The organism is Herbiconiux sp. (assembly GCF_023264895.1).
Classification (GTDB): Bacteria; Actinomycetota; Actinomycetes; order Actinomycetales; family Microbacteriaceae; genus Herbiconiux.
Genome location: NZ_JAHFUY010000068.1, coordinates 1 through 26,124, shown reverse-complemented (window position 1 = coordinate 26,124; position 26,124 = coordinate 1). Strand labels below are relative to the sequence as shown.

General features: G+C 68.4%; 25 protein-coding genes and 1 pseudogene. 11 read left to right on the top strand and 15 right to left on the bottom strand.

Translation table 11 applies throughout. The annotated features are described in order from the left end of the window. The 6 genes from Q0D57_RS13210 to dnaA form a co-directional block, all read right to left on the bottom strand. Positions 1-447 (bottom strand): ATP-binding protein (locus Q0D57_RS13210; protein ID WP_291044704.1); only part of this gene is annotated, 447 nt, incomplete at its 3' end. Positions 448-582: 135 nt separating this feature from the next. Next, positions 583-1,071, bottom strand: a complete 489-nt coding sequence (locus Q0D57_RS13205; RefSeq protein WP_291044702.1) for a DciA family protein — start codon at positions 1,069-1,071, stop codon at positions 583-585. Next, on the bottom strand, positions 1,068-2,258 hold the full coding sequence (gene recF, locus Q0D57_RS13200; protein WP_291044699.1) for a DNA replication/repair protein RecF: 1,191 nt from the start codon (positions 2,256-2,258) through the stop codon (positions 1,068-1,070). Before recF ends, Q0D57_RS13205 begins: the two co-directional genes overlap by 4 nt. Positions 2,259-2,270: 12 nt before the next feature. Next, complete coding sequence (gene gnd / locus Q0D57_RS13195; RefSeq protein WP_291044696.1) at positions 2,271-3,158, bottom strand: phosphogluconate dehydrogenase (NAD(+)-dependent, decarboxylating); 888 nt, start codon at positions 3,156-3,158, stop codon at positions 2,271-2,273. Between the two features lie 38 nt (positions 3,159-3,196). After that, positions 3,197-4,342 (bottom strand): DNA polymerase III subunit beta, encoded by a 1,146-nt coding sequence (gene dnaN, locus Q0D57_RS13190; protein ID WP_259525610.1) that lies wholly within the window; start codon positions 4,340-4,342, stop codon positions 3,197-3,199. Between the two features lie 363 nt (positions 4,343-4,705). Further along, on the bottom strand, positions 4,706-6,190 hold the full coding sequence (dnaA, locus tag Q0D57_RS13185; RefSeq protein WP_291044692.1) for a chromosomal replication initiator protein DnaA: 1,485 nt from the start codon (positions 6,188-6,190) through the stop codon (positions 4,706-4,708). A gap of 332 nt (positions 6,191-6,522) precedes the next feature. Here dnaA and rpmH point away from each other — a divergent pair, with 332 nt between their 5' ends. The 8 genes from rpmH to Q0D57_RS13145 all read left to right on the top strand — a co-directional run bounded on the left by rpmH (position 6,523) and on the right by Q0D57_RS13145 (position 12,098). Beyond that, positions 6,523-6,660 carry a 50S ribosomal protein L34 gene (gene rpmH, locus Q0D57_RS13180; RefSeq protein ID WP_055823896.1) on the top strand — a complete coding sequence of 46 codons (138 nt, stop codon included), beginning with the start codon at positions 6,523-6,525 and terminating at the stop codon, positions 6,658-6,660. A 16-nt stretch (positions 6,661-6,676) separates the two neighbouring features. Next, on the top strand, positions 6,677-7,018 hold the full coding sequence (gene rnpA, locus Q0D57_RS13175) for a ribonuclease P protein component (RefSeq protein WP_291044677.1): 342 nt from the start codon (positions 6,677-6,679) through the stop codon (positions 7,016-7,018). A gap of 50 nt (positions 7,019-7,068) precedes the next feature. Beyond that, positions 7,069-7,365 (top strand): membrane protein insertion efficiency factor YidD, encoded by a 297-nt coding sequence (yidD, locus tag Q0D57_RS13170; RefSeq protein WP_291044707.1) that lies wholly within the window; start codon positions 7,069-7,071, stop codon positions 7,363-7,365. Between the two features lie 14 nt (positions 7,366-7,379). Further along, entirely contained in the window at positions 7,380-8,342 is a 963-nt protein-coding gene (yidC, locus tag Q0D57_RS13165) for a membrane protein insertase YidC (protein ID WP_291044705.1), read from the top strand. Continuing rightward, positions 8,339-8,980, top strand: coding sequence for a R3H domain-containing nucleic acid-binding protein (locus Q0D57_RS13160; protein WP_291044675.1), 642 nt, complete (start codon positions 8,339-8,341; stop codon positions 8,978-8,980). The genes yidC and Q0D57_RS13160 overlap by 4 nt, the downstream gene beginning before the upstream one ends. A gap of 6 nt (positions 8,981-8,986) precedes the next feature. Then, positions 8,987-9,628, top strand: a complete 642-nt coding sequence (rsmG, locus tag Q0D57_RS13155) for a 16S rRNA (guanine(527)-N(7))-methyltransferase RsmG (protein ID WP_291044673.1) — start codon at positions 8,987-8,989, stop codon at positions 9,626-9,628. A gap of 522 nt (positions 9,629-10,150) precedes the next feature. Then, the gene (locus Q0D57_RS13150; protein WP_291044670.1) at positions 10,151-11,065 is read left to right on the top strand and encodes a ParA family protein; all 915 of its coding nucleotides are present in this window, start codon (positions 10,151-10,153) and stop codon (positions 11,063-11,065) included. Then, entirely contained in the window at positions 11,055-12,098 is a 1,044-nt protein-coding gene (locus tag Q0D57_RS13145) for a ParB/RepB/Spo0J family partition protein (RefSeq protein ID WP_291044667.1), read from the top strand. Before Q0D57_RS13150 ends, Q0D57_RS13145 begins: the two co-directional genes overlap by 11 nt. A gap of 193 nt (positions 12,099-12,291) precedes the next feature. On the opposite strand, the gene Q0D57_RS13140 is transcribed toward Q0D57_RS13145, so the two are convergent. The 6 genes from Q0D57_RS13140 to Q0D57_RS13115 all read right to left on the bottom strand — a co-directional run bounded on the left by Q0D57_RS13140 (position 12,292) and on the right by Q0D57_RS13115 (position 20,249). After that, a complete protein-coding gene (locus tag Q0D57_RS13140) occupies positions 12,292-13,302 on the bottom strand; it encodes a D-alanine--D-alanine ligase (RefSeq protein WP_291044663.1) in 1,011 nt (336 codons plus the stop codon). 55 nt (positions 13,303-13,357) lie between these two features. Further along, entirely contained in the window at positions 13,358-14,677 is a 1,320-nt protein-coding gene (locus Q0D57_RS13135) for a PLP-dependent aminotransferase family protein (RefSeq protein WP_291044656.1), read from the bottom strand. 103 nt (positions 14,678-14,780) lie between these two features. Continuing rightward, positions 14,781-15,104, bottom strand: coding sequence for a thioredoxin (trxA, locus tag Q0D57_RS13130; RefSeq protein WP_291044653.1), 324 nt, complete (start codon positions 15,102-15,104; stop codon positions 14,781-14,783). A gap of 61 nt (positions 15,105-15,165) precedes the next feature. Then, a complete protein-coding gene (gene trxB / locus Q0D57_RS13125) occupies positions 15,166-16,155 on the bottom strand; it encodes a thioredoxin-disulfide reductase (RefSeq protein WP_291044650.1) in 990 nt (329 codons plus the stop codon). 88 nt (positions 16,156-16,243) lie between these two features. Then, on the bottom strand, positions 16,244-17,872 hold the full coding sequence (murJ, locus tag Q0D57_RS13120; protein ID WP_291044647.1) for a murein biosynthesis integral membrane protein MurJ: 1,629 nt from the start codon (positions 17,870-17,872) through the stop codon (positions 16,244-16,246). After that, entirely contained in the window at positions 17,865-20,249 is a 2,385-nt protein-coding gene (locus Q0D57_RS13115) for a DUF6049 family protein (RefSeq protein ID WP_291044644.1), read from the bottom strand. The genes murJ and Q0D57_RS13115 overlap by 8 nt, the downstream gene beginning before the upstream one ends. Positions 20,250-20,402: 153 nt before the next feature. Here Q0D57_RS13115 and Q0D57_RS13110 point away from each other — a divergent pair, with 153 nt between their 5' ends. Further along, positions 20,403-21,830: a CCA tRNA nucleotidyltransferase gene (locus Q0D57_RS13110; protein ID WP_291044641.1), complete on the top strand. Its 1,428-nt coding sequence runs from the start codon at positions 20,403-20,405 to the stop codon at positions 21,828-21,830. A 164-nt stretch (positions 21,831-21,994) separates the two neighbouring features. Here the strand turns inward: Q0D57_RS13110 and Q0D57_RS13105 are convergent, their stop codons facing one another. The 3 genes from Q0D57_RS13105 to Q0D57_RS13095 are packed head-to-tail and all read right to left on the bottom strand — an operon-like array spanning position 21,995 to position 25,135. Then, entirely contained in the window at positions 21,995-23,074 is a 1,080-nt protein-coding gene (locus Q0D57_RS13105) for an inositol-3-phosphate synthase (RefSeq protein WP_291044638.1), read from the bottom strand. Continuing rightward, positions 23,071-23,940: a PIG-L family deacetylase gene (locus Q0D57_RS13100; protein ID WP_291044634.1), complete on the bottom strand. Its 870-nt coding sequence runs from the start codon at positions 23,938-23,940 to the stop codon at positions 23,071-23,073. The genes Q0D57_RS13105 and Q0D57_RS13100 overlap by 4 nt, the downstream gene beginning before the upstream one ends. A 10-nt stretch (positions 23,941-23,950) precedes the next feature. After that, positions 23,951-25,135: a glycosyltransferase gene (locus Q0D57_RS13095; RefSeq protein WP_291044631.1), complete on the bottom strand. Its 1,185-nt coding sequence runs from the start codon at positions 25,133-25,135 to the stop codon at positions 23,951-23,953. Between the two features lie 122 nt (positions 25,136-25,257). Here Q0D57_RS13095 and rpsF point away from each other — a divergent pair. Both rpsF and Q0D57_RS13085 read left to right on the top strand, forming a co-directional pair. Next, positions 25,258-25,608, top strand: a pseudogene (gene rpsF / locus Q0D57_RS13090) (30S ribosomal protein S6); the annotation flags it as partial. A gap of 147 nt (positions 25,609-25,755) precedes the next feature. Next, positions 25,756-26,124 (top strand): single-stranded DNA-binding protein (locus Q0D57_RS13085; protein ID WP_291044625.1); only part of this gene is annotated, 369 nt, incomplete at its 3' end.

Here is a 26,124-nt window from a genome sequence, read left to right as displayed (position 1 = left end):
GCGGTAGACGCTGCCCTGGCGGCGCACCTCGACGTCGAGCTCGCTCGACAGCGCGTTGACCACGGAGGAGCCCACGCCGTGCAGGCCGCCGGAGACCGCATAGCCGCCACCGCCGAACTTGCCGCCGGCGTGCAGGATCGTCAGCACGACCTCCACGGTCGACTTCTTCTCCACCGGGTGGATGTCGACGGGGATGCCTCGACCGTCGTCGGTGACGGTGATCCCCCCGTCTTTGCGCATGACGACCTCGATGTGCGTCGCGTAGCCGGCGAGAGCCTCGTCGACCGAATTGTCGACGATCTCGTACACAAGGTGGTGCAGCCCTCGGGGGCCGGTCGATCCGATGTACATGCCGGGGCGCTTGCGCACCGCTTCGAGGCCTTCAAGAACCTGGATCTGGTCCGCGCCGTACTCGTTGTCAGGGTGGACCTTGTCCGATTCAGACATATGGAAATGTGCTCCTCAGTGTCGCGCCCACCGGCCGGGCAGGCGACCCTTAATTCTATCAAACCCGGGGGTCGATTCCGCGCTCATATGCCCCGCTGTGGGGTTTATCTCGGGCCCGTGACCACATTTGCCCTGTCAACCGTAGGTATCGCGAGGGCCCCGCCCTGGAATCGATCTGGAGCCCCGTTTCCAGGAAGGGGCGTGGGGGGCTTCGAAGCGGATCGATTCGATGCCCGCCTCGGGGAACCGCTGGGCGATGGTCGTCATGATGAGCACGCGCATGTGCCGCAGCTGCGTGGCCCAGGCGGTCGAATCGCACTGCACGGTGAGCACGGCATCCGTGATGCCGATCGGAGTCGAGTGCTCGGCGGTCTCGGGGCCCGCGATCTCGGCCCACGCGAGCAGCAGGTCGGACTTCGCGAGCGACGAGGTCCAGCCGAGCTCGGACGAGAGGTTCGACATCACGTCGCCGAGGCCCTTCGGGTCGCGGCCCACACCGTAGGGCACGCTCGCCTCGTCGTCTCCGCGGGCCCGCGACTTCTTCTGCCGCCAGCGCGCCGCGCGGGAGGTGGGGTCGCCGAACGCGGCCTTGAGCCGGAGGTAGACGTCCTGCGACTCGGTCATGCCGGCTCCTCCTCGACGATCGTGCCGGCCTCGATCCGCACGGTGTGGGCGGTGAGCGCCTCGGGCACGTCCTCGAGCACGGCGGCCGTGATGAGCACCTGCTGGTAGTCCTTGACCGCATCCGCGAGCCGGCCCCGTCGGCGCTGGTCGAGCTCGGCGAACACGTCGTCGAGGATCACGACCGGGTCGCCCGTCGAGGAGTCGGCGCGGAGCAGCTCGGCGGAGGCGAGCTTCAAGGAGAGCGCGAACGACCACGACTCGCCGTGGCTCGCGTAGCCCTTGGCCGGGAGGCCGTTGAGGGTGAGGAGCAGGTCATCGCGGTGCGGGCCCACGAGGGTGATGGCGCGGTCGCGCTCGGCGCGGGCCACACGCTCGAGGGCGGTGCGGAACGCGTCGGCGATCTCGGCGCGCCCGAGCGCCGGCCGACGCTCCCCCGGCCCACCGGACTCTCCCGGCGCATCCGCGTCGTCGTCCGCTTCCGGATGCGCGGCGAGGATGCTCAGCACCGCATCGAGAGCGGGCTGCTGGTCGGAGCCCGCCACCCCCTGGTAGGCCTCGCGCACGAACGGTTCGAGCGCGGCCACGATGGCGAGACGCTCGGCGATGATCTCGGAGCCCAGCTCGACGAGCCGTTCGTTCCAGAGCTCGAGGGTCGAGAGCTTCTCGCTCCGGAGTCCCTGCGCGCGAGCCGACTTCAACAGGGCGTTCCGCTGCTTGAGCACGCGGTCGTAGTCGGCGAACACCCCGAACAGCCGCGGCGACCTGGCCCCGAGGAGCGCATCGAGGAACCGGCGCCGGGTGGAGGGCTCCCCCCGCACGAGCGCGAGGTCCTCTGGAGCGAACAGCACGGTGGAGACGTAGCGCGGGAGCTCGCGGGGCTTGATCGCCGCCCGGTTGACCTGGGCGCGATTGGCCGAGGAGCGGTTGAGCTGCAGCTCCACGAGGAGCTCCCGGCCCTCGTGCTCGAGCCGCGCCCGCACGATCGCCGCATCCTGCCCCGCCCGGATCAGTGCCTGGTCTGTGGAGACCCGGTGCGATCCGAGCGTGGCGAGGTAGCCGAGCGACTCGACGAGATTCGTCTTGCCCTGACCGTTCCGCCCCACGAACAGGTTCGCACCGGGTTCGAGGGCGACCTCGGCCGCCGCGTAGTTGCGGAAGTCGGTGAGGCTGAGGTGTCGGACGATCAAGCGAACAGGAGGTCAGTCCAGTTCTTTGACCGCGTGGCCGCCGAACTGGTTGCGGAGCGCCGCGACGGCCTTCATGGACGGGGAGTCCTCCTGGCGCGAGACGAAGCGGGCGAAGATCGAGGCGCTGATGGCGGGCATCGGCACGGCGTTCTCGATGGCCTCCTCGAGGGTCCAGCGGCCCTCGCCGGAGTCTTCGACGTAGCCCTGGATGTCGTGGAACTCGGGGTCGGCCTCGAGGGCGCGCACGAGCAGCTCGAGCAGCCACGAGCGCACGACGGTGCCGCGCTGCCAGGCCTTGAAGGTGCCCGTGACGTCTTTGATGATGTCCTTCTTGGCATCCAGGAGCTCGTAGCCCTCGGCGTAGGACTGCATGATCCCGTACTCGATGCCGTTGTGCACCATCTTCGCGTAGTGCCCGGCACCGACCTCGCCCACGTGCACGAAGCCCTCGGCGCGTGGGCCCTCGGGGCGCAGGGCGTCGAAGACGGGCATGGCGCGCTCGACGTTCTCGGCGGTGCCGCCCACCATGAGGCCGTAGCCGTTCTCGAGGCCCCAGACGCCGCCGGAGACGCCGACGTCCATGAATTGGATGCCCTTCGGGGCGAGGAACTCGGAGTGCTTGAAGTCCTCGGTGAACTTGGAGTTGCCGCCGTCGATGATGAGGTCGCCCTCGTCGAGCACCTCGGCGAGATCGTGGATGACGCCATCGGTGATGGCGCCGGCCGGCACCATGACCCAGACGATGCGGGGGGCGGGGAGAGCTGCGGCGAGGGCCTTGAGGTCGGGCACGTCGCTCACGGCGGGGTTCGTGTCGTAGCCGACCACGTCGATCCCGGCGTTCTTCAGCCGGGCGCGCATGTTGTTGCCCATCTTGCCCAGGCCGATGAGTCCGATGTTCATGACGTCTCCTTGTGGATTAGGTGTCAGCGTGGTGGTGATCAGCGCAGCAGCAGGTTGGGCTGCAGCAGGTACTTGTAGTCGTCCGAGCCCGGCTGGTCCTTCGAGGACTGGCTCGTGATGAGCACGGGGCCGGGCTTGTTGGGGTTGTCGGTCTTGGTGAACGAGATCCGCACGAACTCGGAGTGCACGGCGCTCAGTCCGTCGAGCAGGAACTGCGGCTTCAGCGACACCACGGTGTCCTGACCCGTGAGCAGCGCGTCGATCGACTCGGAGGCCTGCGCCTGCTCGGAGCCGATGGCCTCGAGGGTCACACCGTCGATCGTGAACGTGAAGCGGAGCGCCGCCTCCCGCTCGAGCACGAGGCTCACGCGCTTGGTGGCCTCGATGAGGTCGGCGGTGTTGATGACGGCGTAGTTGTCGACGCTCTCGGGGAACAGTCGCTTCACGGGCGGGAAATTGCCCTTGATGAGCAGCGTCGTGACGGTCTTCTTGTCGCTCTTGAAGGCGATCAGCTCGCGGTCGTCGGTGTTCGTGATGGCCACCGAGATGGTGCCGGCGTTGCCGAAGGTCTTGCCGACCTCCTGAAGCGTGCGGGCGGGCACGAGGGCGGTGGCGCTCGTGGTGCCGGAGTCGTTGGAGTCCCAGTCGATGTTGCGCACCGCCACGCGGTAGCGGTCGGTCGCCACGAGCGAGATGCTGTTCTCGGTGACCTCGAGCTGCACGCCCGTGATGACGGGGGTCACGTCGTCGCGCGATGCGGCGACGGCGACCTGCGAGACGGCGGCGGCGAACTGGTCGGCCGGGAGCAGTCCGGACTCGGCGCCGACCTGCGGCAGGGTCGGGTACTCCTCGACCGGCATGCTCAGCAGGGTGAAGCGCGCGGAGCCGCAGCTCACGACGATCCGGCCCTCTTCGGTGCTGAAGCGCACGGGCGCGTTCGGCAGGCGGTTCGCGATGTCCGAGAGCAGCCGGCCGGAGACGAGGATGACACCCTGCTCCTCGACGTCGGCGGCGATCTGCGTCTGCGCTGAGACCTCGTAGTCGAACGACGACAGGGTGAGACCGTCATCGGTCGCCTGGATCAGCACTCCACTGAGGATCGGCAGCGTGGTGCGCTGAGGCAGGAGCTTCACGGCGAACGACACTGCTTCGCTGAAGACGTCTCGGTTTACTTGGAACTTCACGAAGTCACCTCTGTCGGCATTAGAGACCATGGGTCGATTCATGTTATCGGGTGCGGCCCGCCCGCTCCGGCCTGTCATTTCCGTCGAGGTTGTCGGATGCCCTCATTAAGGAATTAATTCTTTAACGGTCTTAACCGCTGTGGATATGTGGATAAGTCTGTTTAAACCGCGCCGAGTCGGAGAACTACACGACTGTGAGTTGTTGGCGGCGTGTGAATGACATGTTCACGACGACCTCCGCCGTCTGAACGTCCTGTGAACCGTTCCACAAGCCGGGGCGTCTTGTCACCATTAAACGACCGGTTTTCCACATGCTTTTCACAATCTGTGGAAAAGCCTGTCGGAGAGCACTCAGGAAGGCGCTCAGGCGCTCTTGTAGCGCTGGTTGTGCTTGATCCGGTTCGAGATCTCGGTGACCTGGTTGTAGATCGAGCGCTTCTCGGTCATGAGCTTGCCGATCTTGTTGTTGGCGTACATGACCGTGGTGTGGTCGCGGCCGCCGAACAGCTGCCCGATCTTCGGCAGCGACAGGCTGGTCATCTCGCGGCACAGGTACATGGCGATCTGACGCGCCGTCGCGATCGCCTGGGAGCGGCTGGAGCCGTAGAGGTCGTCGACCGAGAGCTTGAAGTACTCCGCGGTGTGATTGATGATGTCGACCGGCGCGATGATGTTGTCGTCGTCGAGGGTGATGAGATCCTTCAGCACCGTCTGCACGAGGGACATGTCGACCGGTGTGCGGTTGAGGCTCGCGAACGCGGTGACGCGGATCAGGGTGCCCTCGAGCTCGCGCACGTTGCTCGAGACCTTCGTGGCCATGAACTCGAGGATGTCGTCGGGCACCCGGAGCCGCTCGCTCTGGGCCTTCTTGCGGAGGATGGCGATGCGGGTCTCGAGGTCGGGGGTCTGCACATCCGTGATGAGGCCCCACTCGAAGCGGGTGCGCATCCGGTCTTCGAAGCCGGTGAGGTGCTTGGGCGGCAGGTCGCTCGTGATGACCACCTGCTTGTTGTGGTCGTGCAGGGTGTTGAAGGTGTGGAAGAAGGCCTCCTGCGTCTCGGCCTTGCCCTGCAGGAACTGGATGTCGTCGATCAGCAGCAGGTCGATGTCGCGGTAGCGGCTGTGGAACGCGGCGCCGCGGTTGTTGGCGATCGAGTTGATGAAGTCGTTCGTGAACTCCTCGGAGCTCACGTAGCGCACCCGCACCCCGGGATAGAGGGAGATGGCGTAGTGGCCGATGGCGTGCAGGAGGTGGGTCTTGCCGAGCCCGGAGTCGCCGTAGATGAAGAGGGGGTTGTAGGCCTTGGCCGGCGCTTCGGCCACCGCCACCGCTGCGGCGTGGGCGAAGCGGTTGGAGCCGCCGATCACGAAGTTGTCGAAGCTGTACTTCGGGTTCAGCCGGGTGTCGTTGTTGCGGAGCGGGCCGACGGTCTCCTGCACGGGAGGGGCGACGGTCTCGGAGTACTTCGACTCGGGGTACATCGACTCCGGGAAAGAGGACTCGACGTAGCCGGCCTCGCCCGGGACCGTGGGCTGCTCGCCGGTGACCGCCAGGGGCGCGGAGTCGTAGGCGTCGACATCCGGATTCACGACCACGGAGAAGTTGGTCACGTCGAGCCGCGGGCCGAGTGTGGCGAGCGCTGTCAGGAGGGCGGGCCGCACGCGCTGCTCGAGCATGTCGCGCGTGAAGTCGTTGGGCACCTCCAGATAGAAGGAGCCGCCGAGGATGCCCTTGGGCACCACGAGACCGAGAAAGCCCCTCAGCTGCGGAGTGATCCGCTCGTCTGCGGCGAGAACCTGGAGAACCGTTCGCCAGTTGTCTTCCGTCGAGCCGGCATCCTCTGCCAATGGAACTCCTGTCGAACCTGAATGCCGTCGAACTGATCGGTTCGACTCGTGCCGCGTCTGCGCCCCCGCCGGCTGTTAGTAACTGTAGGCAACTAAGCTAGCCACTGCCATGCCACAGGGCAAGTTCGCTGTATTGACGCCGTGCGTGTCGTACACAGGCATTCTCCACAGACTGTGGATAATTGATCCTCTGTGCTGATGGGTTTGACCCCGAGCGTTTCAGGCCGTAGTTTTAATCAGTTGACTTGTGGCGATCTGCCACGCCCCTTACTTGACGACGGCCCTCCGCTGCTTCCGGCAGCCGGTTCGTCCGTCGGACACCGGAGAAGATTATGAGCAAGAGAACGTTCCAGCCGAACAACCGTCGTCGCGCCAAGGTGCACGGTTTCCGTCTGCGCATGCGCACTCGCGCGGGCCGCTCGATCCTGGCGGCTCGTCGCCGCAAGGGCCGCACCGAGCTCTCCGCCTAGAGCTCCCCGCCGAGCGGTGCTCGCCAAACGCAATCGCATCACGCACGGCCGCGACTACCGCGGCACGGTGCGTCGGGGTGCGAAGTTCGTGGGCTCCTGCACCGTCACCTACATTCGCGCATCCGACTCCTCGTCGGATGCGCGTTTCGGGTTCATCGTGTCGAAAGCCGTAGGTGTGGCTGTCGTGCGCAACCGGGTGCGCCGCCGACTGAAGGCGGCGTCGTTCGCGCTGCTGCCGTCCGTGACCCCCGGGGTCGACGTGGTCGTGCGGGTGCTACCCCAAGCTGCGTCCCAGCCTTACGGCGTACTCTTCGAAGAACTCTCGCGCTCACTCACCAAAGGATCCGTACTCGCATGATGTCGACGGTGACCGCCGCGACTGCTCTGGTGCTCCCTGCGTGGGTCGCGATGATCCTGCTCGTTCCGCGCAACGCGGCCGTCGTGCTGCTGCGCGGCTATCGAGCGGTGATCTCTCCTCTGTACGGCGATGTCTGCCGCTACTACCCGTCCTGTTCCTCTTATACCCTGCAGGCCATCCAGCAGCGGGGTCTCGTGGTGGGGAGCGGGCTCGGCATCTACCGGATCGTGCGCTGCCACCCCTGGGCGAAGGGCGGCGTCGACGACGTGCCGGCCGTGCGCCGCCAGAAGTACCGGCTCACGCCGTTCGGTTTCGTCGTACCTGCAAGCAGCCACGGAAAGGGCTAGCCCCACACATGGAAATCCCCTTCATCGATACGATCCTCTGGCCCATTAAATGGGTCGTGGAACTGATCCTCGTGGCGTGGCACTGGCTGTTCACGGCCATCGGGCTCGACCCGGCTGCGGGACTGACCTGGGTGCTCTCCATCGTGGGCCTCGTCATCGTGGTGCGCGCCGCGCTCATCCCGATCTTCGTGCGCCAGATCAAGAGCCAACGCAAGATGCTCGAGGTCGCGCCACAGCTCAAGAAGATCCAGGACAAGTACAAGGGCAAGAAGGATCAGTTCTCGCGCGAGGCGATGTCGCGGGAGACCATGGAGCTCTACCGCAAGACGGGAACGAACCCGCTCGCATCCTGTCTCCCCCTGCTGCTGCAGATGCCCATCTTCTTCAGCCTGTTCTCGGTGCTGAACAATGCTCAGCGTGGTCTGGCGGGCGTGGGCCCGCTCGATGCCTCGCTCGGCAAGCAGTTCGGCGATGCCACTCTCTTCGGCGTCGCTCCCCTGCACGACACCTTCATCGGTGCCTGGAACGCGGGCGGGCCGTGGCAGGTCATGCTCATCGCCGGCCTCATGGTCGTGCTCATGACGGCGTCGCAGTTCTACACGCAGCTGCAGATCATGTCGAAGAACCAGTCGCCCGAGGCCAAAGAGAGCCCGATGTACAAGCAGCAGCGCATCCTGCTGTACCTGCTCCCCCTCGTGTTCGTCTTCTCCGGTGTGGCCTTCCCGCTCGGCGTCATGTTCTACTGGCTCACCTCGAACTTCTGGACCATGGGCCAGCAGTTCATCGTCATCCGCAATATGCCCACGCCCGGCAGTGAGGCCGCCAAGGCCCGTGAGGCGCGGCTTGCCAAGAAGGGCAAGCTCGAACCGAAGAAGGGTGCGCCGGCGATCGAGGAGATCCCCGAGCCGCCGAAGCCGACTCAGCGCCAGCAGCCTGTGAACAAGAACCGGGCGAAGAAGCAAGGGGGAAAGAAATGAGCAACGACGTGACCACCGAGGATGGTGTGGCACCGGGCGACGTGACTGTCGCGGAGGATTCGGCAGTGGATGCGGTGGATGCGGTGGAATCCTCGTATGCCTCAGGTGCTTCGGATGCCTCGGGTGACGACACCGACACCTTCGAGCTTCCGGAGGCAGACGGTGCGGCGGGCGCCGCGGCCGACGGCGGCGAGGACGAGGGCGACGTGGCAGCGGACTACATCGAGGAGCTCCTCGACATCTGCGACCTCGACGGAGACATCGACATCGAGGTCACCGACGGCCGCGCCTACATCTCTGTGAACGCCTCGGGCGAGAGCAACCTCCGGGTGCTGTCGCAGCCGGACACCGTTGCCGCTCTGCAGGAGCTCACGCGCCTGGCGGTGCAGACCAGCACGGGAGACTTCTCCCGGCTGATCCTCGACGTGGGCGGCAGCCGTGAGCGCCGTCAGCGCGAGCTCGAGAAGCTCGTCGACGAAGCCGTCGCCACACTCGACGGCGGGGCTGCTGCGGCGGCGCTCGAGCCGATGTCGTCGTACGAGCGCAAGCTGGTTCACGACATCGCGGCGGAGCGCGGGCTCACGTCCGAGTCCGAGGGTGAAGGCCGGGACCGGCACACCGTCCTGTCGCGCGGATAGTTTCACGTGAAACAATCTGAGGCTGCCGAGGTCGAGCCCGCTGTGGCGGCGACGGTCTTCGGTGACCGACTGCCACTCGCACGTGCCTTCACCGACGACCTGGTTCGACGGGGTGAGGAGCTCGGCCTGATCGGGCCGTTGGAGCTCCCCCGCATCTGGAGCCGTCACATCGTGAACTGCGGGGTGATCGCTCCCCTGCTGCGCCCCGGCCTCGTCGGTGACATCGGCAGTGGAGCCGGCCTCCCGGGTATCGTGCTGGCCATCGCCCGACCGGATGTCTCCTTCGTGCTCGTGGAGCCGATGGAGCGGCGGGTGGCGTGGCTCGATGAGCAGGTCGTTCTGCTGGGTCTGTCGAACGTCAGTGTCGTGCGCGCGCGTGCGGAGGAGTTCCGTCCGGAGCCGCGGCTCGATCAGGTGACGGCGCGGGCCGTGAGTGCATTCAGCAAGCTCATCCCCATGTGCGCTCCCCTGCTGCGCCCGGGCGGCGAGATGGTGCTCATGAAGGGCGCCGGGGCTGCCGGCGAGATCGCCGCAGCGGAGAAGGCGATCCGCAGGTACAAGCTGCAGGATGTCGCGGTGGTGGAGCTCGGGGAGTCGCTGGGCGTGGATGTGACCCGGGTGGTCACGGCGCGGGTGCCTGGGGCTTAGGGCGTGGCGCTACCGGTGGTGGCGACGTAGTTCGTGGTCGCGTGATCGCTGTGGTTGAGTCTGCGCCTCCTGGCGACTTCGCCGCATTTCGTGCAGATGCGGCCACAGTGCATTGCCGGTCGCGGGCGCCCCGTCGGCTCAGAACAGCGACTACAAGTCCGGAGTTGCGTATGGGGGTCACGTCCGGCGTGAAGCCCGGCATGCATGGGTTCCGGGTCTGTCCGGGCTCGCGCGCGGGATTGGTGTCTTCGGCCGCATCCGATTGTCTCCGGCTCGATCGACGGAGATTGAGCCCCTTGGTGGGAGTCGACGGAGTGTGGCCCCTTCAGTTCCAGGAATCGCCGTCGTTTTCGCCGGGCTGCGTCCGGCAACCCCGCCGCCCACCGCCCCCTGTGCGTAACCCCCTCCTCCCACCGCTCCCCCGCGGTCCGCGACTGTCAGTGTTGTTCGGTACGATCGAAGTCGTTCGTTCGGGCTGCAGCCCTCCATGTTTCACGTGAAACATACCGACAGGATTCATGAATGACCAGTGACTCAACCGCCTTCGATGCGTCGACTCCGCTGGCACGAGAACTCGCGGATCTCTCGCAGCGCAAGCGTCGGCTGGTGGGCCGGGTCTTCCCCCTCCCCTCGTCTCCGCGTGTCCTCACCGTCGCCAACCAGAAGGGCGGCGTCGGCAAGACCACCACGACTGTGAACCTGGCCGCCGCCCTGGCCCGCGAAGGCGCACGCGTGCTCGTGATCGACCTGGATCCGCAGGGCAACGCCTCCACTGCTCTCGGCATCGACCACCGCGGAGAGGTCGCGAGCGTCTACGACGCCCTCATCCGGGACGAGCCGATGGCCGACATCGTGCAGAAGAGCCCGGAGTCCCCCAACCTCTTCTGCCTCCCCGCGACCATTCACCTCGCGGGCGCGGAGATCGAGCTCGTGCCCATGGTGGCGCGCGAGCAGCGTCTGCGGGGCAGCCTCGAGCGCTTCTTCGCCACCATGGACGAAGCGGGCACCCCGTTCCACTACGTCTTCATCGACTGCCCGCCGTCGTTGGGCCTCCTTACCATCAACGCGTTCGTCGCCGCGCGCGAGGTCCTCATCCCTATCCAGTGCGAGTACTACGCGCTCGAGGGGCTGAGCCAGCTGCTGAACAACATCAGCTTGATCGAGCGGCACCTCAACCCCGAGCTCGCCGTCTCGACGATCCTGCTGACCATGTACGACGGGCGCACGCGCCTTGCCTTCCAGGTGGCGGAGGACGTGCGTGAGCACTTCCCCGAGCAGACCTTGCGCGCAGTCATCCCCCGCTCTGTCAGAATCTCGGAAGCACCGAGCTACGGGCAGACCGTCATCAGCTTCGATCCCGGTTCCACGGGATCCGTCTCGTACCTCGAGGCAGCCGCAGAGATAGCAGACAGAGGAGCACCACAGCGTGGCCACTAAGAAGAGAGCTGGACTCGGCCGGGGCATCGGCGCCCTCATCCCCACGGACACCCCCCGCACCGAGGGCTCCCGCCCCGTGGATGTCTTCTTCGACGCGCCCCGGGCCGATGGAACCCGCGCCGGCGTGGGCGACACCCGCGTGCCGGCCGGCGAGGACTCCTCGCAGCTGCTCGCCGTTCCCGGCGCACGCCTCGCCCAGCTCGACCCGAACAGCATCGTGCCGAACGCCAAGCAGCCCCGCAGCGTGTTCGACCCCGCCGATCTCGCCGAGCTCGTGCACTCCATCCGCGAGATCGGAGTTCTGCAGCCGATCATCGTGCGTGAGCTCCCCCGCGAGACGGACGAGGCGGCGGATGCGCCCCAGCGATACGAACTCGTCATGGGCGAGCGGCGGCTGCGGGCCACCAAGGAAGCGGGGCTCGACACGATCCCCGCGGTCATCAAAGACACCGCCGACGAGGACATGCTGCGCGATGCGCTGCTCGAGAACCTGCACCGCTCGCAGCTCAACCCGCTGGAAGAGGCCTCGGCCTACCAGCAGCTGCTCGATGACTTCGGCATCACCCAGGAGCAGCTGGCCGAGCGGATCGGCCGCTCCCGCCCCCAGATCACCAACACGCTGCGGCTCCTCCGTCTCCCCCCAGCCGTGCAGTCGCGCGTGGCCGCCGGAGTGCTGAGTGCCGGACACGCCCGTGCCGTCCTGGCCGTCGGCGACGTCGAAGCGATGACGAAGCTCGCCGACAAGATCGTGAACGAGGACCTGTCGGTGCGCGCGGCAGAGGCTCTGGCCTCCGAGGCGCCCAAGCAGGGCCGCGCGAAGACGACTGCGGGCACCAAGCGCGGCCACCTCGACGAGATCGGTGAGCGCCTCGGCGACCGGCTCAACACCCGTGTGCGGGTGAGCCTCGGCCGCTCGAAGGGCCAGATCGTGATCGACTTCGCGACGATCGAGGATCTCAACCGCATCCTCACCGAGCTGGGTGAAGACGGGTACGGCAGCTCCGCGGCTCGAAAGGGCCCGCACTTCGTCTGACCAATGTTTCACGTGAAACCACCGGCTTCCGGCGATCACGCGAATGTTTCACGTGAAACAGAGCATCCTACTCAAGCACCACTATGTTTCACGTGAAACACCCCCAAGTCGGTCATGCAACTGCGTGACGACAAAGCGATCCGCCCCCCACCGGTCAGGTGAGGGGCGGATTCTTTCGTGGGGCCGACGGATGTCAGGCGGTCGCGCTCGCGCCCGCGATCGCCACCTCGCCGAGTTGCTCGTACACGGAGCCGAGCGAGTAGCCTGCCGCGAGGATGCCCTGCGGCACCGTCGATGTCTCCGTGAGACCCGGCAGCACATTGGCCTCGAGGAACCACGGGGTGCCGGCCGCGTCGATGATGAGGTCGATGCGCGAGATGTGCCGGAGGCCGAGCGTGCTGTGGATCGTCAGCGCGGCCTCCCGGGCCGCCGCAGCAGTCGCCTCATCCAGCCGCGCCGGAGCGTAGAAGTGGGTCTCCCCCGCGTTGTAGCGCGCCTCGAAGCTGTAGACACCCGACCGCGGCTCGATCTCCACCGCGGGAAGAGCGAAAGGCCCCTCCCCCAGGTCGAGCACCCCGATGGAGACCTCCACACCGCGCACGCGCTGCTCGATGAGCGCCACCTCGCCGTACGTGTAGGCATCCACCACGGCGCGCGGCAGGTCGTCCGCTGAATCGAGCACACCCACACCGAGCGCAGAACCGCCCATGGCAGGCTTCACCACGACCTCCGGCCCGAAGGAATCGAGCACGAGCGACAGCACCTGCGTCGCACCCAGCTCACGGAAGGTGTCCCGAGGCAGCGTGACCCAGCGCGGCGTCGCGAGGCCCGCCCGCTCGACCATGATCTTCGAGCTCGGCTTCTGCCAGGCCAGTCGCGCCGCCTTCGCCTCGGCACCCACATACGGGATCGCGAGCATGTCGAGGAGCGCACGCAGCGCGCCGTCCTCTCCGCTCGCTCCGTGCAGAGCCGGCCAGATGACGTCGGGTCGGTTCTCGGCGAGGTACGGCAGCAGCGAGGCATCCGGATCGCGCAGCACCACGGAGTGGCCGCGCTCGATCAGCGCGTCGGCCACGCGTCGGCCCGAGCGGAGCGAGACATCCCGCTCGTGCGAGATGCCGCCGGCGAGCACGACGACATTCCGCGGGGCGACGGACGCCGAGGTGTCGGATGCGGAGGAGGAAGCAGGATGGGAATCGCTCATGATGGTCTCTCGTTCTCAGGGAAGGTCGAGGGCGTGGTCGAGGCTGGCGGTGAGGCTAGTCGAGGTTCGGCGGCGGCGCCGAGAAGCTGCGGTCGCGCACCGTCTGGAGCGGCCCCGTGGCGGAGAACGTCTCGAGCAGGTCGAGCTCTCCGTTGATGACATTCTGCAGGCGCCGGATGCCCACGCGGATCGCCTCAGGGGTCGGGTAGCAGAACGACAGGCGGATGTTGTTCCGCCCTCCCCCGTCGGCATAGAACGCCGTACCGGGCGTGTAGGCCACCAGCTCCTTGACCGCACGCGGCAGCATCTGCTTCGAATCGAGGTAGGGCGGCAGCGTGAGCCAGACATAGAAGCCGCCATCCGGATCCGTCCACGACAGATTCGGGAGGTATTCACTCAAAGCGCTGATCATGGCCTCTTTTCGCTCCCGGTAGACGCCGCGGAAGCGGTCCACCTGAGCGCGCCAGTCGATGCTGTCGAGATACTCCGACACGACCAGCTGGCTGAACGACGAGGGCGACAGCACAGCGGCCTCGTTGGCGAGGATGAGCTTCTCGCGGATGGCGTGCGGCGCGAGCGCCCAGCCCACCCGGAACCCCGGCGCAAGGGTCTTCGAGAAGGTGCCGAGATAGATCACGCCCTCCTGCTCGATCGAGCGGAGCGCGGGTGGCGGCGGTGCGTCGAAGTGCAGGAGACCGTACGGGTTGTCCTCCAGCACGAGGATCTCGTTGTCGCGCGCGATCTGCAGGATCTCCATCCGGCGCTCCCAGGACAGCGTGACACCGGCCGGGTTCTGGAACGACGGGATCGTGTAGAGGAACTTGATGCGACGGCCCTCGGCCTTGAGCCGCGCGATGTTCTCGCGGAGCGACTCCGGGATCATGCCGTGCGCATCCATCGCCACGTGATGGGTCTCGGCCTGGAACGACCGGAAGATCACCACGGCCGTCACGTAGCTCGGACCCTCGGCGAGAACGACGTCGCCCGGGTCGAGGAACAGCTTCGACACGAGCTCGAGTGCGTGCTGCGAACCCGTGGTGACCACGACGTCGTCAGCGCTCGCCTTGATGCCCTCCATGGCCATCACGTCGAGGATCTGCTCACGGAGCTTGGGAACGCCCTGACCCGAGCCGTACTGCAGCGCCACCGAACCCTGATCGCGCATGACGCGGTTCATCGACTCGATCACGAGCTCCTGCGGCAGGGCCGAGACCGCCGGCATGCCACCGGCGAGGGAGACGACCTCGGGCCGCGAGGCCACGGCGAACAGGGCTCGCACCTCGGAGGCGGCGAGGCCGGCGGTGCGCGCGGCGTAGTTGGAATACCACGGATCGAGGTTGGTACCCGACTGCTGTGGGGGGTTCTGGCTGCTCACTGACATACATCCCGACGTAGACCGAAATTCCATCGTAGGACATGCGAAAGTGGCCCGTGCCAAAGGCGACGGGCCACTTCGGTGGAACTGGAGGGGCTGAGGCTCAGATGAAGGCCGCGAGGTCGGCCTCGAGGGCTGCCTTGGGCTTCGCGCCGATGATCGTCTTGACGACCTCGCCGCCCTGGTAGACCTTGAGCGCCGGGATCGAGGTGATCTGGTACTTCATGGCGGTCTGGGGGTTGTCGTCGACGTTGAGCTTGACGATCTCGATCTTGTCACCGTGCTCGGCGGCGATCTGGTCGAGGATCGGGGCGACGGCGCGACACGGGCCGCACCACTCGGCCCAGAAGTCGACGAGGATGGTCTTCTCGGACTTCAGGACGTCGGCATCGAAGCTGGCGTCGGAGACTGCCTTGGCGTTGGACATCGTTCCTTCTTTCGTGGGGATCGTGGGGTTCTTGAGTTCTGGAGTTCGTGGATGACGCGGGTCAGTCGGCGGCGACGAGCTCGTCGACCACATCGGCGATGACTCGAGCCGTCTCGCCGTCCTCCACCTGGTCGAGCGCGGCCAGGAAGTGCTCGGCGTCGAGGGCCGCCACCGTGCCGGAGGCCGCCGCGGTGACCGCCTGACGGTAGTGCGGGTCGATCACGTCACCCGCCGCGAACACGCCCTCGAGGTTGGTCTTCGAGGAGCGGCCGGCGACGGCGATCGTGCCGTCGACCGTGAGGTCGAGCTGGCCGTGCACGAGGTGCACGCGGGGGTCGTTCCCGATCGCCACGAACAGGCCCTGCACGGGGAGCTCGGAGATGCTGCCGTCGGTCGTGCTCTTCAGCGACAGCCCCTCGACCGCGTTCTCTCCCGAGATGCCGACGACCTCGGAGTTCCAGACGAACTCGATCTTCTCGTTCGCGAACGCGCGGTCCTGCATGATCTTCGAGGCGCGCAGGGTGTCCTTGCGGTGCACGACGTAGACCTTGTCGGCGAAGCGGGTGAGGAAGGTGGCCTCCTCCATGGCGGAGTCGCCGCCGCCCACGACCGCGATGGTCTTGGTCTTGAAGAAGAAGCCGTCGCACGTGGCGCACCACGAGACGCCGCGGCCGGAGAGCCGCTCCTCGTCGGGCAGTCCGAGCTTGCGGTACGCCGATCCGGTCGCGAAGATCACCGAGCGGGACTCGAACGTGCCGCTGTAGCCGGTCTCGACCTTCTTGACCTCACCCGTGAGGTCGACCGAGGTCACGTCGTCGAGGATGACCTCGGTGCCGAACTTCTCGGCCTGCTCCTGCAGCTTCATCATGAGCTCGGGGCCCTGGATGCCGTCGGGGAAGCCGGGGAAGTTCTCGACCTCGGTGGTGTTCATGAGCTCGCCGCCGGCCTGGACGCTGGAGGCGAGGAGGAGGGGGGACAGCCCGGCACGAGCGGCGTAGATGGCCGCCGTGAAGCCCGCGGGCCCTGAGCCGATGATGATGATCTCGCGCATGTCGTTACTCCTGGAGGATGATCGCGGGCACACCGGGAGTGCGCTCACTGCCGGTACAACCCATTCTAACGGCGCAGTATTCCGGCGCTCAGGAGCGTCGCAGGCGCCCGAGAACCGGTCGCAGCGCATCCTTCAGCTCGGGAGATCGCAGGAGGAGGAGCGCCCCGAGATAGACCGCCGTCATGGCGGCCCCGATGATCACCATCGACACGATCGAGCCGAAGACCGAGGCACTTCCGAAGCCGTCGGGCGACGCGATGCCGAGCACCGCCGCGAGCAGGATGCCGACGGCGAACGACGGCACGGCGGCGACGGTGAAGCGCAGGATGCTGAGCAGCACGGTGCGCCCGCCCACTCCCCCGAGCCGACGGCGGATCAGGATGGCGGCGACCAGCGTCTGCACGATCCCCGCGGCCGACAGTGCGATGGCCACGGCCACGCCCACGAACTCCTTGGGCACGAGGAACAGCACCCCGAGTGCGGCGATCGAGAACACGATCACCTGGAACAGGGTGATGAAGAACGGGGTGCGGGTGTCGCTCAGCGCGTAGAACGCGCGCTGCACGAGGAACAGCACACTGAACGCCGGCAGCCCGATCAGGAACCCGATGAGCACCTGGCCCATCGAGACGCTCTCGCCGAAGGTCTTTGTGAAGAAGCTCGAGATCGGGTAGGCGCAGACGATCAGGCCGATCATCGCGAGCATCATGAACGCCGTGATGATGCGCAGCGACGACGAGAGGTTGGTGCGCACCCCTGCGAGGTCGTCGGTGCTCGCGTACTCGCTCATGCGCGTGAAGTAGGCGGTGGCGATGGAGACCGCCACGATCGAGTGCGGCAGCATGAAGATCAGCCAGCTGTTCGTGAGCACCGCGGTCGAGGCGTCGCCGCCGCCCGCCGCGGTCGCGACGACGTTCGTCTCCACGAGCCCCGCGATCTGGGTGGCGATGAGCATGCCGAAGGTCCAGCCGGCGATGCGGCCGGTGCGGCCGAGGCCCACCCCGCGCCAGTGGAAGTCGGGACGGTATCGCAGGCCGATCCGGCGCCAGAAGGCGAACAGGATGAGGGCCTGCGCGGCGACCCCGAGGGTGGCGGTGCCGGCCAGCCAGATGACCTTGTCGGGGGTCCAGTAGACGAGGGTGTCGACATCCGCCGCCGTGGGGGCGAAGAGCAGGTTGAAGCCGATGAGGCCGAGGATGGCGACGATGTTGTTGAGCACGGGCGCCCAGGTGAACGGCCCGAACGAGCGGCGGGCGTTGAGCACCTCGCCGAGCACGGAGTAGAGGCCGTAGAAGAAGATCAGCGGCAGGGTCCAGTAGGCGAAGGATGCGGCGAGCTCGAGCACGGAGTCCGGCGTCTCACCGGCGAGCCCGGCCACCACCTGCACGAGCACGGGCGCCAGCAGCGTCGCGACGATGGCGGCCGCCGCGAGCACCGTGAGCGCCACGGTGACGAGCTTGTTGATGTAGCCGCTGCCGCCGTCGGCATGGGAGGAGGCTCGCACGATCTGAGGCACGAGCACGGCGTTGAGCATGCCGCCCGCGACGATGACGAAGATGGTGTTGGGCAGCTGGTTGGCGATCGCGAAGGCGTTGCCACCGAGGCTGAAGGCGCCGATCGTCTGCACGAGCACGATGGCCTTGACGAAGCCGAGGATGCGCGACACCGTCGTGCCCGAGGCGAGCAGGGCGCTGGCGCGGCCGATGCCGTCAGCCACGCGGCGTCGTCTCGTCGGAGGGCGTGGGGGCGTCGGTGTCCGGCGTCTCGTCGGCGGGAGTCGCCTCCGCGTCGTCGTCGTCGCCGGCCGTCCGCCCCGCCTTGCGGCGCTTCAGGATGACGCGCACGACACCGATCCCGAACACCAGGACCGCGAGGGCCGCCACCGAGACCGTGCCGAGCGTCTCCCATTCGGCGCTGACGTTCACGCGCACGGGCGACGGAGCCGAGATGAGCACGCCACTGGGGCTCAGCAGCTGGATGGTGAGGGTCACCGATCCGTTCGCCACGGCCGTCACGGGCACCTGCGTGCCGCGCCTCGACGACGCCTCGATGGTGACCTCGGTGCGGTTCTCGTCGACCACGAGCCGGCCGTTGGAGGGCGTGACCTGCACGACGACGGTCACCGGGTAGGGCAGCTCGTTGCTGAGGGTGATCGGCAGCGCTGCCTGGTTGGAGAGCAGGTTGATGTTGGAGCCCTCGACCACCTGCACCGAGCCGAGAGTGGTGGCGGAGGCCTCGACGCTCGCGTCGACCGCGACGTTCCAGCCACCGGTGTTCGTGGTCCACGAGTTCGAGAGCAGTGCGAGCAGGTCGGCGCGGTCCGATCCGCTGAGAAGGGCCGGGTCGGCGAGCACGGAGGAGAAGGCGTCGACGGCCTGGGCGCTCCCCAGCAGGCGGCCGATGCTCGCCACGCGCTCCGGTGCCTGCGCGGAGTCGACCACGGTGGCTGCGGTGGCGGGGGCGGTGTCGAGGAGGCCCTGCAGGGGCGCGGTGGCGGCCCAGGGCAGCGACTGCAGGGCATCGAGCGCCTGGCCGAGCTGCGCGTGGTCGAGGCTCGTGCGGTCGAGCACGGCGAGCACGGGGCGAGCGGATGCGCCGGCAGCGTCTCCGGCAGCGTCTCCGTCGGCGTCGCCGTCGCCCGCGTCTGTCGCCGTGAGGGCGAGTGCGGAGCTCAGCTCGGCGAGTGCCTCGGCCCGCTCGGTGTCGGTCGAGGCCGCGAGCGCGCCCTGCAGCGCCGACGAGACCGCGTGCTCGGAGACGAGCACGGTCTGATCGGCGGCCGAGACGACGGCGGGCAGCGCGCCACCGGCCGCGGCGTCATCGGCGGCCACGAGCTGCTGCGAGTCGAGAATGGTGGTGGTGAGCCCGGATGCGGCGAACCAGGGCAGGTCGGCGGCCACGACGCTGCCGGCGCGGGGCCAGGCGATCGCGGTGGAGGTGTAGTCCCAGGCGAGCAGCTGCTCGAGCGTGGGCACGACGGGCTCGGTGGGCTGCGGGTCGTCCGGCTGCGGGTCGTCGGGCTGCGCTTCATCGGCCGGCGGGGCTGTCGGTGCCGGGCTGCCGGTCGAGCCGGCCTCGGTGCTCTCGGGGATCTCGGTCGGCTCCGGCTCCATGACGCCGTCGGCCTCCGCGAAGTCTGCGGCGTCGAGGGCGTAGGCGAACGAGGTGGGCGCGAGCACGGCGGCGGCCCCGGCCTGGTGCTCGCCGCTCAGGTCGGAGTCGCCGAAGGTCAACGGGATGATCGGATTCGGGGCCGCCGCGAGACGCTCGAGCCAGTCGACCGCCGAGGCCGGGGCCGTGCTGCCGAGCGCCCGGATCGACACGATGATGCGCGGGTCGATCGCGATGGTGACCGGGCGGCCGACCACGGCATCCAGTTCGCGGGTGAGGAGGCCGGAGTCGTTCGTGAAGGCCTCGAGCGCGGCCGGCTGGATGAGCCCGGTCGTGGAGGCCACCGAGGTGATGGGGGCGATGACCGTCACGTCGGCGCCTCCCCCTGCGGCGAGGGATCCGTCGTCGACCACGATCGTGGAACGGGCCGCCGCGGCCACCGTGCCCGGCGCTGCGCCGGTCGCCGTGAGCTGTGCGTCGATGCCGTGCACGCCCGATCCGGCGTCGATGGAGGCGGAGGGCACCGTGAGCTGCACCGAGTGGGAGGTGCCAGGGGCGAGAGCGGGCGTGGTGCCGGTGGCGATGGTGGAGGTGAGGTCGGCGGCCGCGGCATCCGCGCTGTCGCCGCCCAGCCAGGCCGTGAGCTCGGGGCCGCTCGTGACGGCCTCGTCGGCGATGCCGATCTCGAGGGAGCCCTCGGGGAGCGTGCCGCTGCCGGCGTTGGTGACCTCCACCGTCACCACGAGGTCGCCTCCGGCCGTCACGACCCCGTTCGCGGCGGGAGCGAGGGCGAGGGAGGCACCGGCCTCCTCGGCCTCCTCGGCCGGGGCGGCGGGCGTGGGCGCCGGATCAGCTGCGGCGACCGGGGCGGCGGTCTCCGTGGCCTGCGCCGCCACCGGGGTCGCCAGGAGAGCACCGGCGATGAGCGCGGTGGCTGCGATCGCGGGCGCAACTCGAGCAAGTCGTCGCGCAGGTGAGTACATAGTGGATGGCGGGCGGGGCTCGAAGCCGGTTCCGTCCGTACTGCCGATTGTAGGAGAACGGGCCTGGAAGAAGTGCGAGCCACCCGGGCCAGCCGCGGGGCCGCGCGCCGACCGGCCGCGAGGGCGCTCGGGCGGCCCCGCTAAAATGAGCCGGTGCAGCCGGTTCAGCAGTCCCTCGATTTCCTGGCGGAGCTCGCCGCCGGCGGCCCCGTCCGTGTGCTCGCGGAGGCCTTCGCCGCCGCCGGGCACGAGCTCGCCCTCGTCGGCGGCCCGGTGCGCGACGCGTTCCTCGGCCGGGCCATCACCGACCTCGACTTCACGACCGACGCGACCCCCGACGAGATCCTCGCCATCGTCACGCCGATCTCCCAGGCGCAGTGGGACGTGGGCCGCGCCTTCGGAACCATCGCCGCGCGCATCGACGGCGAGACCGTGGAGATCACCACCTACCGATCCGACAGCTACGACCACACCACCCGGAAGCCGGCCGTGGAGTTCGGCGACACCCTCGAGGGCGACCTGCTGCGGCGCGACTTCACCGTCAACGCCATGGCGCTGCGCGTGCCCGAGCTCAAGCTCGTCGACCCCTCCGGTGGCATGGACGACCTCATCGCGGGAGTGCTGCGCACCCCGGGCACCCCCGAGGTGTCGTTCGGCGACGATCCGCTCCGCATGCTCCGTGCCATCCGTTTCACCGCCCAGCTCGGGTTCACCGTGGCGGTCGATGCAGCCGTCGCCATCTCGGAGATGCGCGAGTCGATCTCCATCATCTCCGTCGAGCGCATCAACGACGAGCTCTCCAAGCTCCTGAAGACGGATGCGCCGCGCCGCGGAGTCGAGCTGCTGGTCGAGAGCGGGCTGGCCGAGCTGATCATCCCCGAGATCCCGGCGCTGCAGCTCGAGAGCGACGAGCACCACCACCACAAGGACGTCTACCAGCACAGCCTCACCGTGCTCGAGCAGGCGATCGATCTCGAGCGCTCGCGCGACACCTCCCCCTCCCCCGACCTCGTGTTGCGTCTCGCCGCACTGCTGCACGACATCGGCAAGCCCGCGACCAAGCGCAACGAGCCGGGCGGCCAGGTGTCGTTCCACCACCACGACGTCGTGGGGGCGAAGCTCGCCCGCAAACGGCTGCGGGCGCTGCGCTTCGACAACGACACGATCGCCGCGGTCTCGCGGCTGATCGAGCTGCACCTGCGCTTCTTCGGCTACACCGACGGGGCGTGGACCGACTCGGCCGTGCGGCGCTACGTGCGCGACGCCGGTGACCAGCTCGAGCGCCTGCACATCCTCACCCGGGCCGACGTGACCACGCGCAACCGGCGGAAGGCCGACCAGCTCGCGTTCGCCTACGACGACCTCGAGGATCGGATCGCGACGCTCGCGGCGCAGGAGGAGATCGACTCCGTGCGGCCCGACCTCGACGGCGAGCAGATCATGCAGATCCTCGGCATCGCGCCCGGCCGCGAGGTGGGGCAGGCGCGCGCGTTCCTGCTCGAGCTGCGGCTCGACGAGGGCCCGCTGCCCCCGGAGGAGGCCACGGAGCGCCTTCTCGCCTGGTGGGCGGCGCGCTCGTAGCGTCACCGCCCCGCGGCCGGGCCGCGTCGCCCCTCGCGCCCCCCGGCGCATCCACTTGACAGTAGTTGCGCGAAAGGGCGCCGACTTGGCACATCTTGTGTCAAGTCGACGCCCTTAGGGGCAGGAAGTGTCAAGTCGGCGCGGCCGACAAGGGCGCGGGACCGTCAGGGCGCGGGGGTGTTCTCCGCGATGAAGGCCTCGAGGTCGGCCCGGGCCACGTCGTCGGGCAGCTGCACCGCCGGCGACTTCATGAAGTAGGCGCTCGCCGACTCGACCGGGCCGCCGAGGCCGGCGTCGAGAGCGAGCTTCGCGGCGCGCACGGCGTCGATGATGACACCCGCGGAGTTCGGCGAGTCCCACACCTCGAGCTTGTACTCGAGGCTCATCGGAGCCCCGCCGAAGCCGTGGCCCTCGAGCCGCACGAAGGCGAACTTGCGGTCGTTCAGCCACGGCACGTGGTCGCTCGGGCCGATGTGCACGTCGCCCGCGGGCAGGTCGATGTCGATGTTTGAGGTGACGGCCTGCGTCTTCGAGATCTTCTTCGAGTCCAGCCGGCGGCGCTCGAGCATGTTCTTGAAGTCCATGTTGCCGCCCACGTTGAGCTGATACGTGTGGTCGAGCTTGATGCCGCGGCTCTCGAGCAGGCGCGCGAGCACGCGGTGCGTGATGGTGGCGCCGACCTGGCTCTTGATGTCGTCGCCGACGATCGGCAGTCCCGCGGCCTCGAACTTCGCGGCCCACACCGGATCGCTCGCGATGAAGACGGGGATGGCGTTCACGAACGCGACCCCGGCATCCAGCGCCGCCTGGGCGTAGTGCTTGGCGGCCTGCTCCGAGCCCACGGGCAGGTAGCACACGAGCACCTCGGCACCGCTCTCGCGGAGGGCAGCGGCGACGTCGACCGGCTCGGCCGCCGACTCCTCGATCATGTCGACGTAGTACTCGCCGAGCCCGTCGAGGGTGGGCCCGCGCTTGACGGTGACGCCCGTGGGCGCGACGTCGGCGAACTTCAGGGTGTTGTTCTCGCTCGCCCAGATGGCGTCGGCGAGGTCGGCTCCGACCTTGGCGGCATCGACGTCGAAGGCGGCCACGAACTCGATGTCACCCACGTGGAACGGTCCGAAGCGCGCGTGCATGAGGCCAGGGATGGCCTCGTCCTCCGCCGCGTCGGCGTAGTAGGTGACGCCCTGGATCAGGGAGTTCGCGCAGTTGCCGACCCCGGCGATGGCGACCTTGATGCTCATTCGGTGCAGCTTCCTTCTTGTATACAGAACTGAACGATCCTATCCGGGTGCATCCTGCGGAAATGCTCGACCGCCGCCACCGGGTGCGTCTGGCCGCCGCTCAGGGTGAAGGTCCTGGCATCCGGATCGACCGTGAGCTGGCTGCGGTGGGCGGCCATCGCGGCGGTCTTCGCGGCCAGCGGGGCGCCGGCGAGGGCAACCGTGAGCTCCTCGCCGCCGGATGCGGAAGCGGATGCGGATGCAGATGCGGGGGCGTCGGCAGCGGGGGGCGCGTCGGCCGCGCGTGGCTCGACGATCGCAAAGTACGGGCGGCCGGTCAGCCGTGCGATCTCGAGGCCGGCGTCGTGCATGCGCACGTGATCCGGATGCCCGTACCCGCCCCGGGCGTCGTAGCTCACGACCGAGCTGAAGGCGGGGTGACGCGCCTCGTCGAGCATCGCCGCGAGGAGGTCGCCCACCACGTCGGCGAGGGGGGCGAGGCTGAGGGCGGTGGCCGGAGCATCCGTCGCCGGCTCGGCGAAGCCATCGGCTCCCCAGCGCATGCCGGAATCGGAATAGAGGCGGCGAGCGGCCTGCGGGATGCGCGCCGGTGCGCTGCCGAGGAAGACGTGCGCCGGGCCGCCGAGGGCGTCGAGGGCCGCTGAGAGCTCCCCCTCGCGGTGCGGAGCGAGCTCGTCGCTGCCCTCGAGGTGCTCCAGCTCGCCCGGCACGACCTCTCCCCGCTCGCCGCGCGTGCCGGTGACGACGGTGACGTGGGCTCCCGCTTCGATCAGGGCCGCGATCGTGCCTCCCGTGGAGATCGACTCGTCATCCGGATGCGCATGCAGGAAGAAGGGAGCGTCGCCGAAGGTGGCCAGGTCGGTCATTCCCCGAACCCTACTCGCGGAGCGGCTCCTCGACCGCGCCGCGGTAGACCCGTCGCAGCTGCTCGGCGGTGCCTGCCCAGGTGTGGCGTGCGGCGTGCTCGGCCGCCGAGGCGCCGAGCGCCGCGAGGCGGCGGGGATCGGTCAGGAGCCGATCGATCGCCTCAGCCCACCGCTCCGGATCGCGATCGGTCAGGAGCACACCGCTCACGCCGTCCGCCACGGCCTCGACGAGACCGCCGCTGGCCGCCGCCACCACGGGGGTTCCGCTCGCGGCCGCCTCGAGAGCCACGAGGCCGAACGTCTCGGAGTGCGAGGGCACGATGAGGAGCTCGGCCCCGGCGAGGAGGGCGGCCGTGGCGGAGCGGGACTGCGCGGGGAGGAACTCGACCCGGGCGCCGCTCCGCTCGGCGAGAGCCCGCAGAACGGCGGCGTAGTCGTCGTGGCCGGGGCTCGTGCCTCCTGCCACGACGAGCCGAGGCCGGCGGTCGGCGGGAAGCGCCGCCACCGCCTCGATCGCGAGCTCGATGCCCTTGAGGGGCTGGATGCGCGCGAGCACGAGGAGATAGGGATCGGGCGCGACCGCCTCACGCGGGTGGAAGAGGACGGGGTCGACCCCCGGCGGCACGACGACGACCCGGTCGGCACCGAGGCCCGGCCCCGCCGCGTCGAGCACGGCCCGGCGCTCGGCCTCGGTGGCCGTCACGGTGCGTGCGGAGGCCCGCACGAGCATCCGCTCACCGGCCAGCCGCTCGGCCGGCTCCGGCCGGTCACCGGATGCCAGCCGCTGGTTCTTGAGGGCCGCCACGGTGTGCAGGCTCAGGATGTGCGGAGCGCGCCAGGCGGCGGCGGCCTCGAGCCCCGCGAGTCCCGAGAGCCAGTAGTGGGAGTGCACGACGTCGAAGCGCGGCAGCTCCGCGAGCGAACGCGCGAAATCCGGGGTCAGAGCCGCCAGCTCGCCCTTGGGCACGGGGGCGCGGGGCCCGGCCTTCACGAACCGCACCGGCACTCCACCCGGTGTGTGCGCATCCGCCGTCCCCTCCCCCGCATCCCGCGTGATGAGCTCGACCTCGGTGCCCGCCTCGGCCAATGCCTCGGCGAGCCCCACGAGGTAGACGTTCATGCCGCCGGCGTCTCCGGAGCCCGGTTGAGAGAGCGGAGACGTGTGCAGCGAGATCAGGGCGACACGAAAGCTCATGTCTGCTAGGCTAACCAGGTTGTCCTGCGCCCAGTGGAACTCTTCACGCGGGTGCCGGACCGATGCATAACCCTCCTGTCACAGAGAGTCTGTGGCCGTTCTAGTCCGAAGGAGGTGGGTTTGTGACGCATCAGTACGAACTCATGGTCATCCTCGATCCCGAGATCGACGAGCGCACCGTGGCCCCTAGCCTCGACAAGTTCCTCAACGTCATCCGCAACGATGGCGGCACTGTGGACAACGTCGACATCTGGGGTCGCCGTCGCCTGGCCTACGAGATCAACAAGAAGACCGAAGGCATCTACGCCGTGGTGAAGCTCACCTCGAACGCCGACGCCACCAAGGAGCTCGACCGTCAGCTGAAGCTGTCGGAGGCCGTCATGCGCACCAAGGTGCTGCGTGCCGAAGAAGCGATCGCTCAGGTCGCCGCCGCCACGAAGCTCGCCGAGGAGAAGGCAGCCCGCAAGGCCGCCAACCCCAAGGCTGCTGCTCCCGCCGCCGCTTCGGCGCCGTCGTCTGCTGCTCCGGCCGCAGCCGTCAAGGCCGCGTCGTCGGCGAAGCCCGCTGAGGCCGCCGCTCCGGCTGCTGCCGCTCCGGCCGAGGCCAGCGAGTAGTCCGTCATGGCCGGTGAAACCGTAATCACCGTGGTGGGCAACCTCACCGCCGATCCTGAGCTGCGCTACACGCAGAACGGGCTGGCGGTCGCGAACTTCACGATCGCGTCGACTCCCCGCACGTTCGACCGCGCAGCGAACGACTGGAAAGACGGCGAGGCCCTGTTCCTCCGGGCGAGTGTCTGGCGCGAGTTCGCCGAGCACGTGGCCGGGTCGCTGACCAAGGGAAGCCGCGTCATCGCGACCGGCCGCCTGCGTCAGCGCTCCTACGAGACGAAAGAGGGCGAGAAGCGCACCTCGATCGAGCTCGAGGTCGACGAGATCGGTCCCTCGCTCCGCTACGCGACCGCTCAGGTCACCCGTGCCACCAGTGGT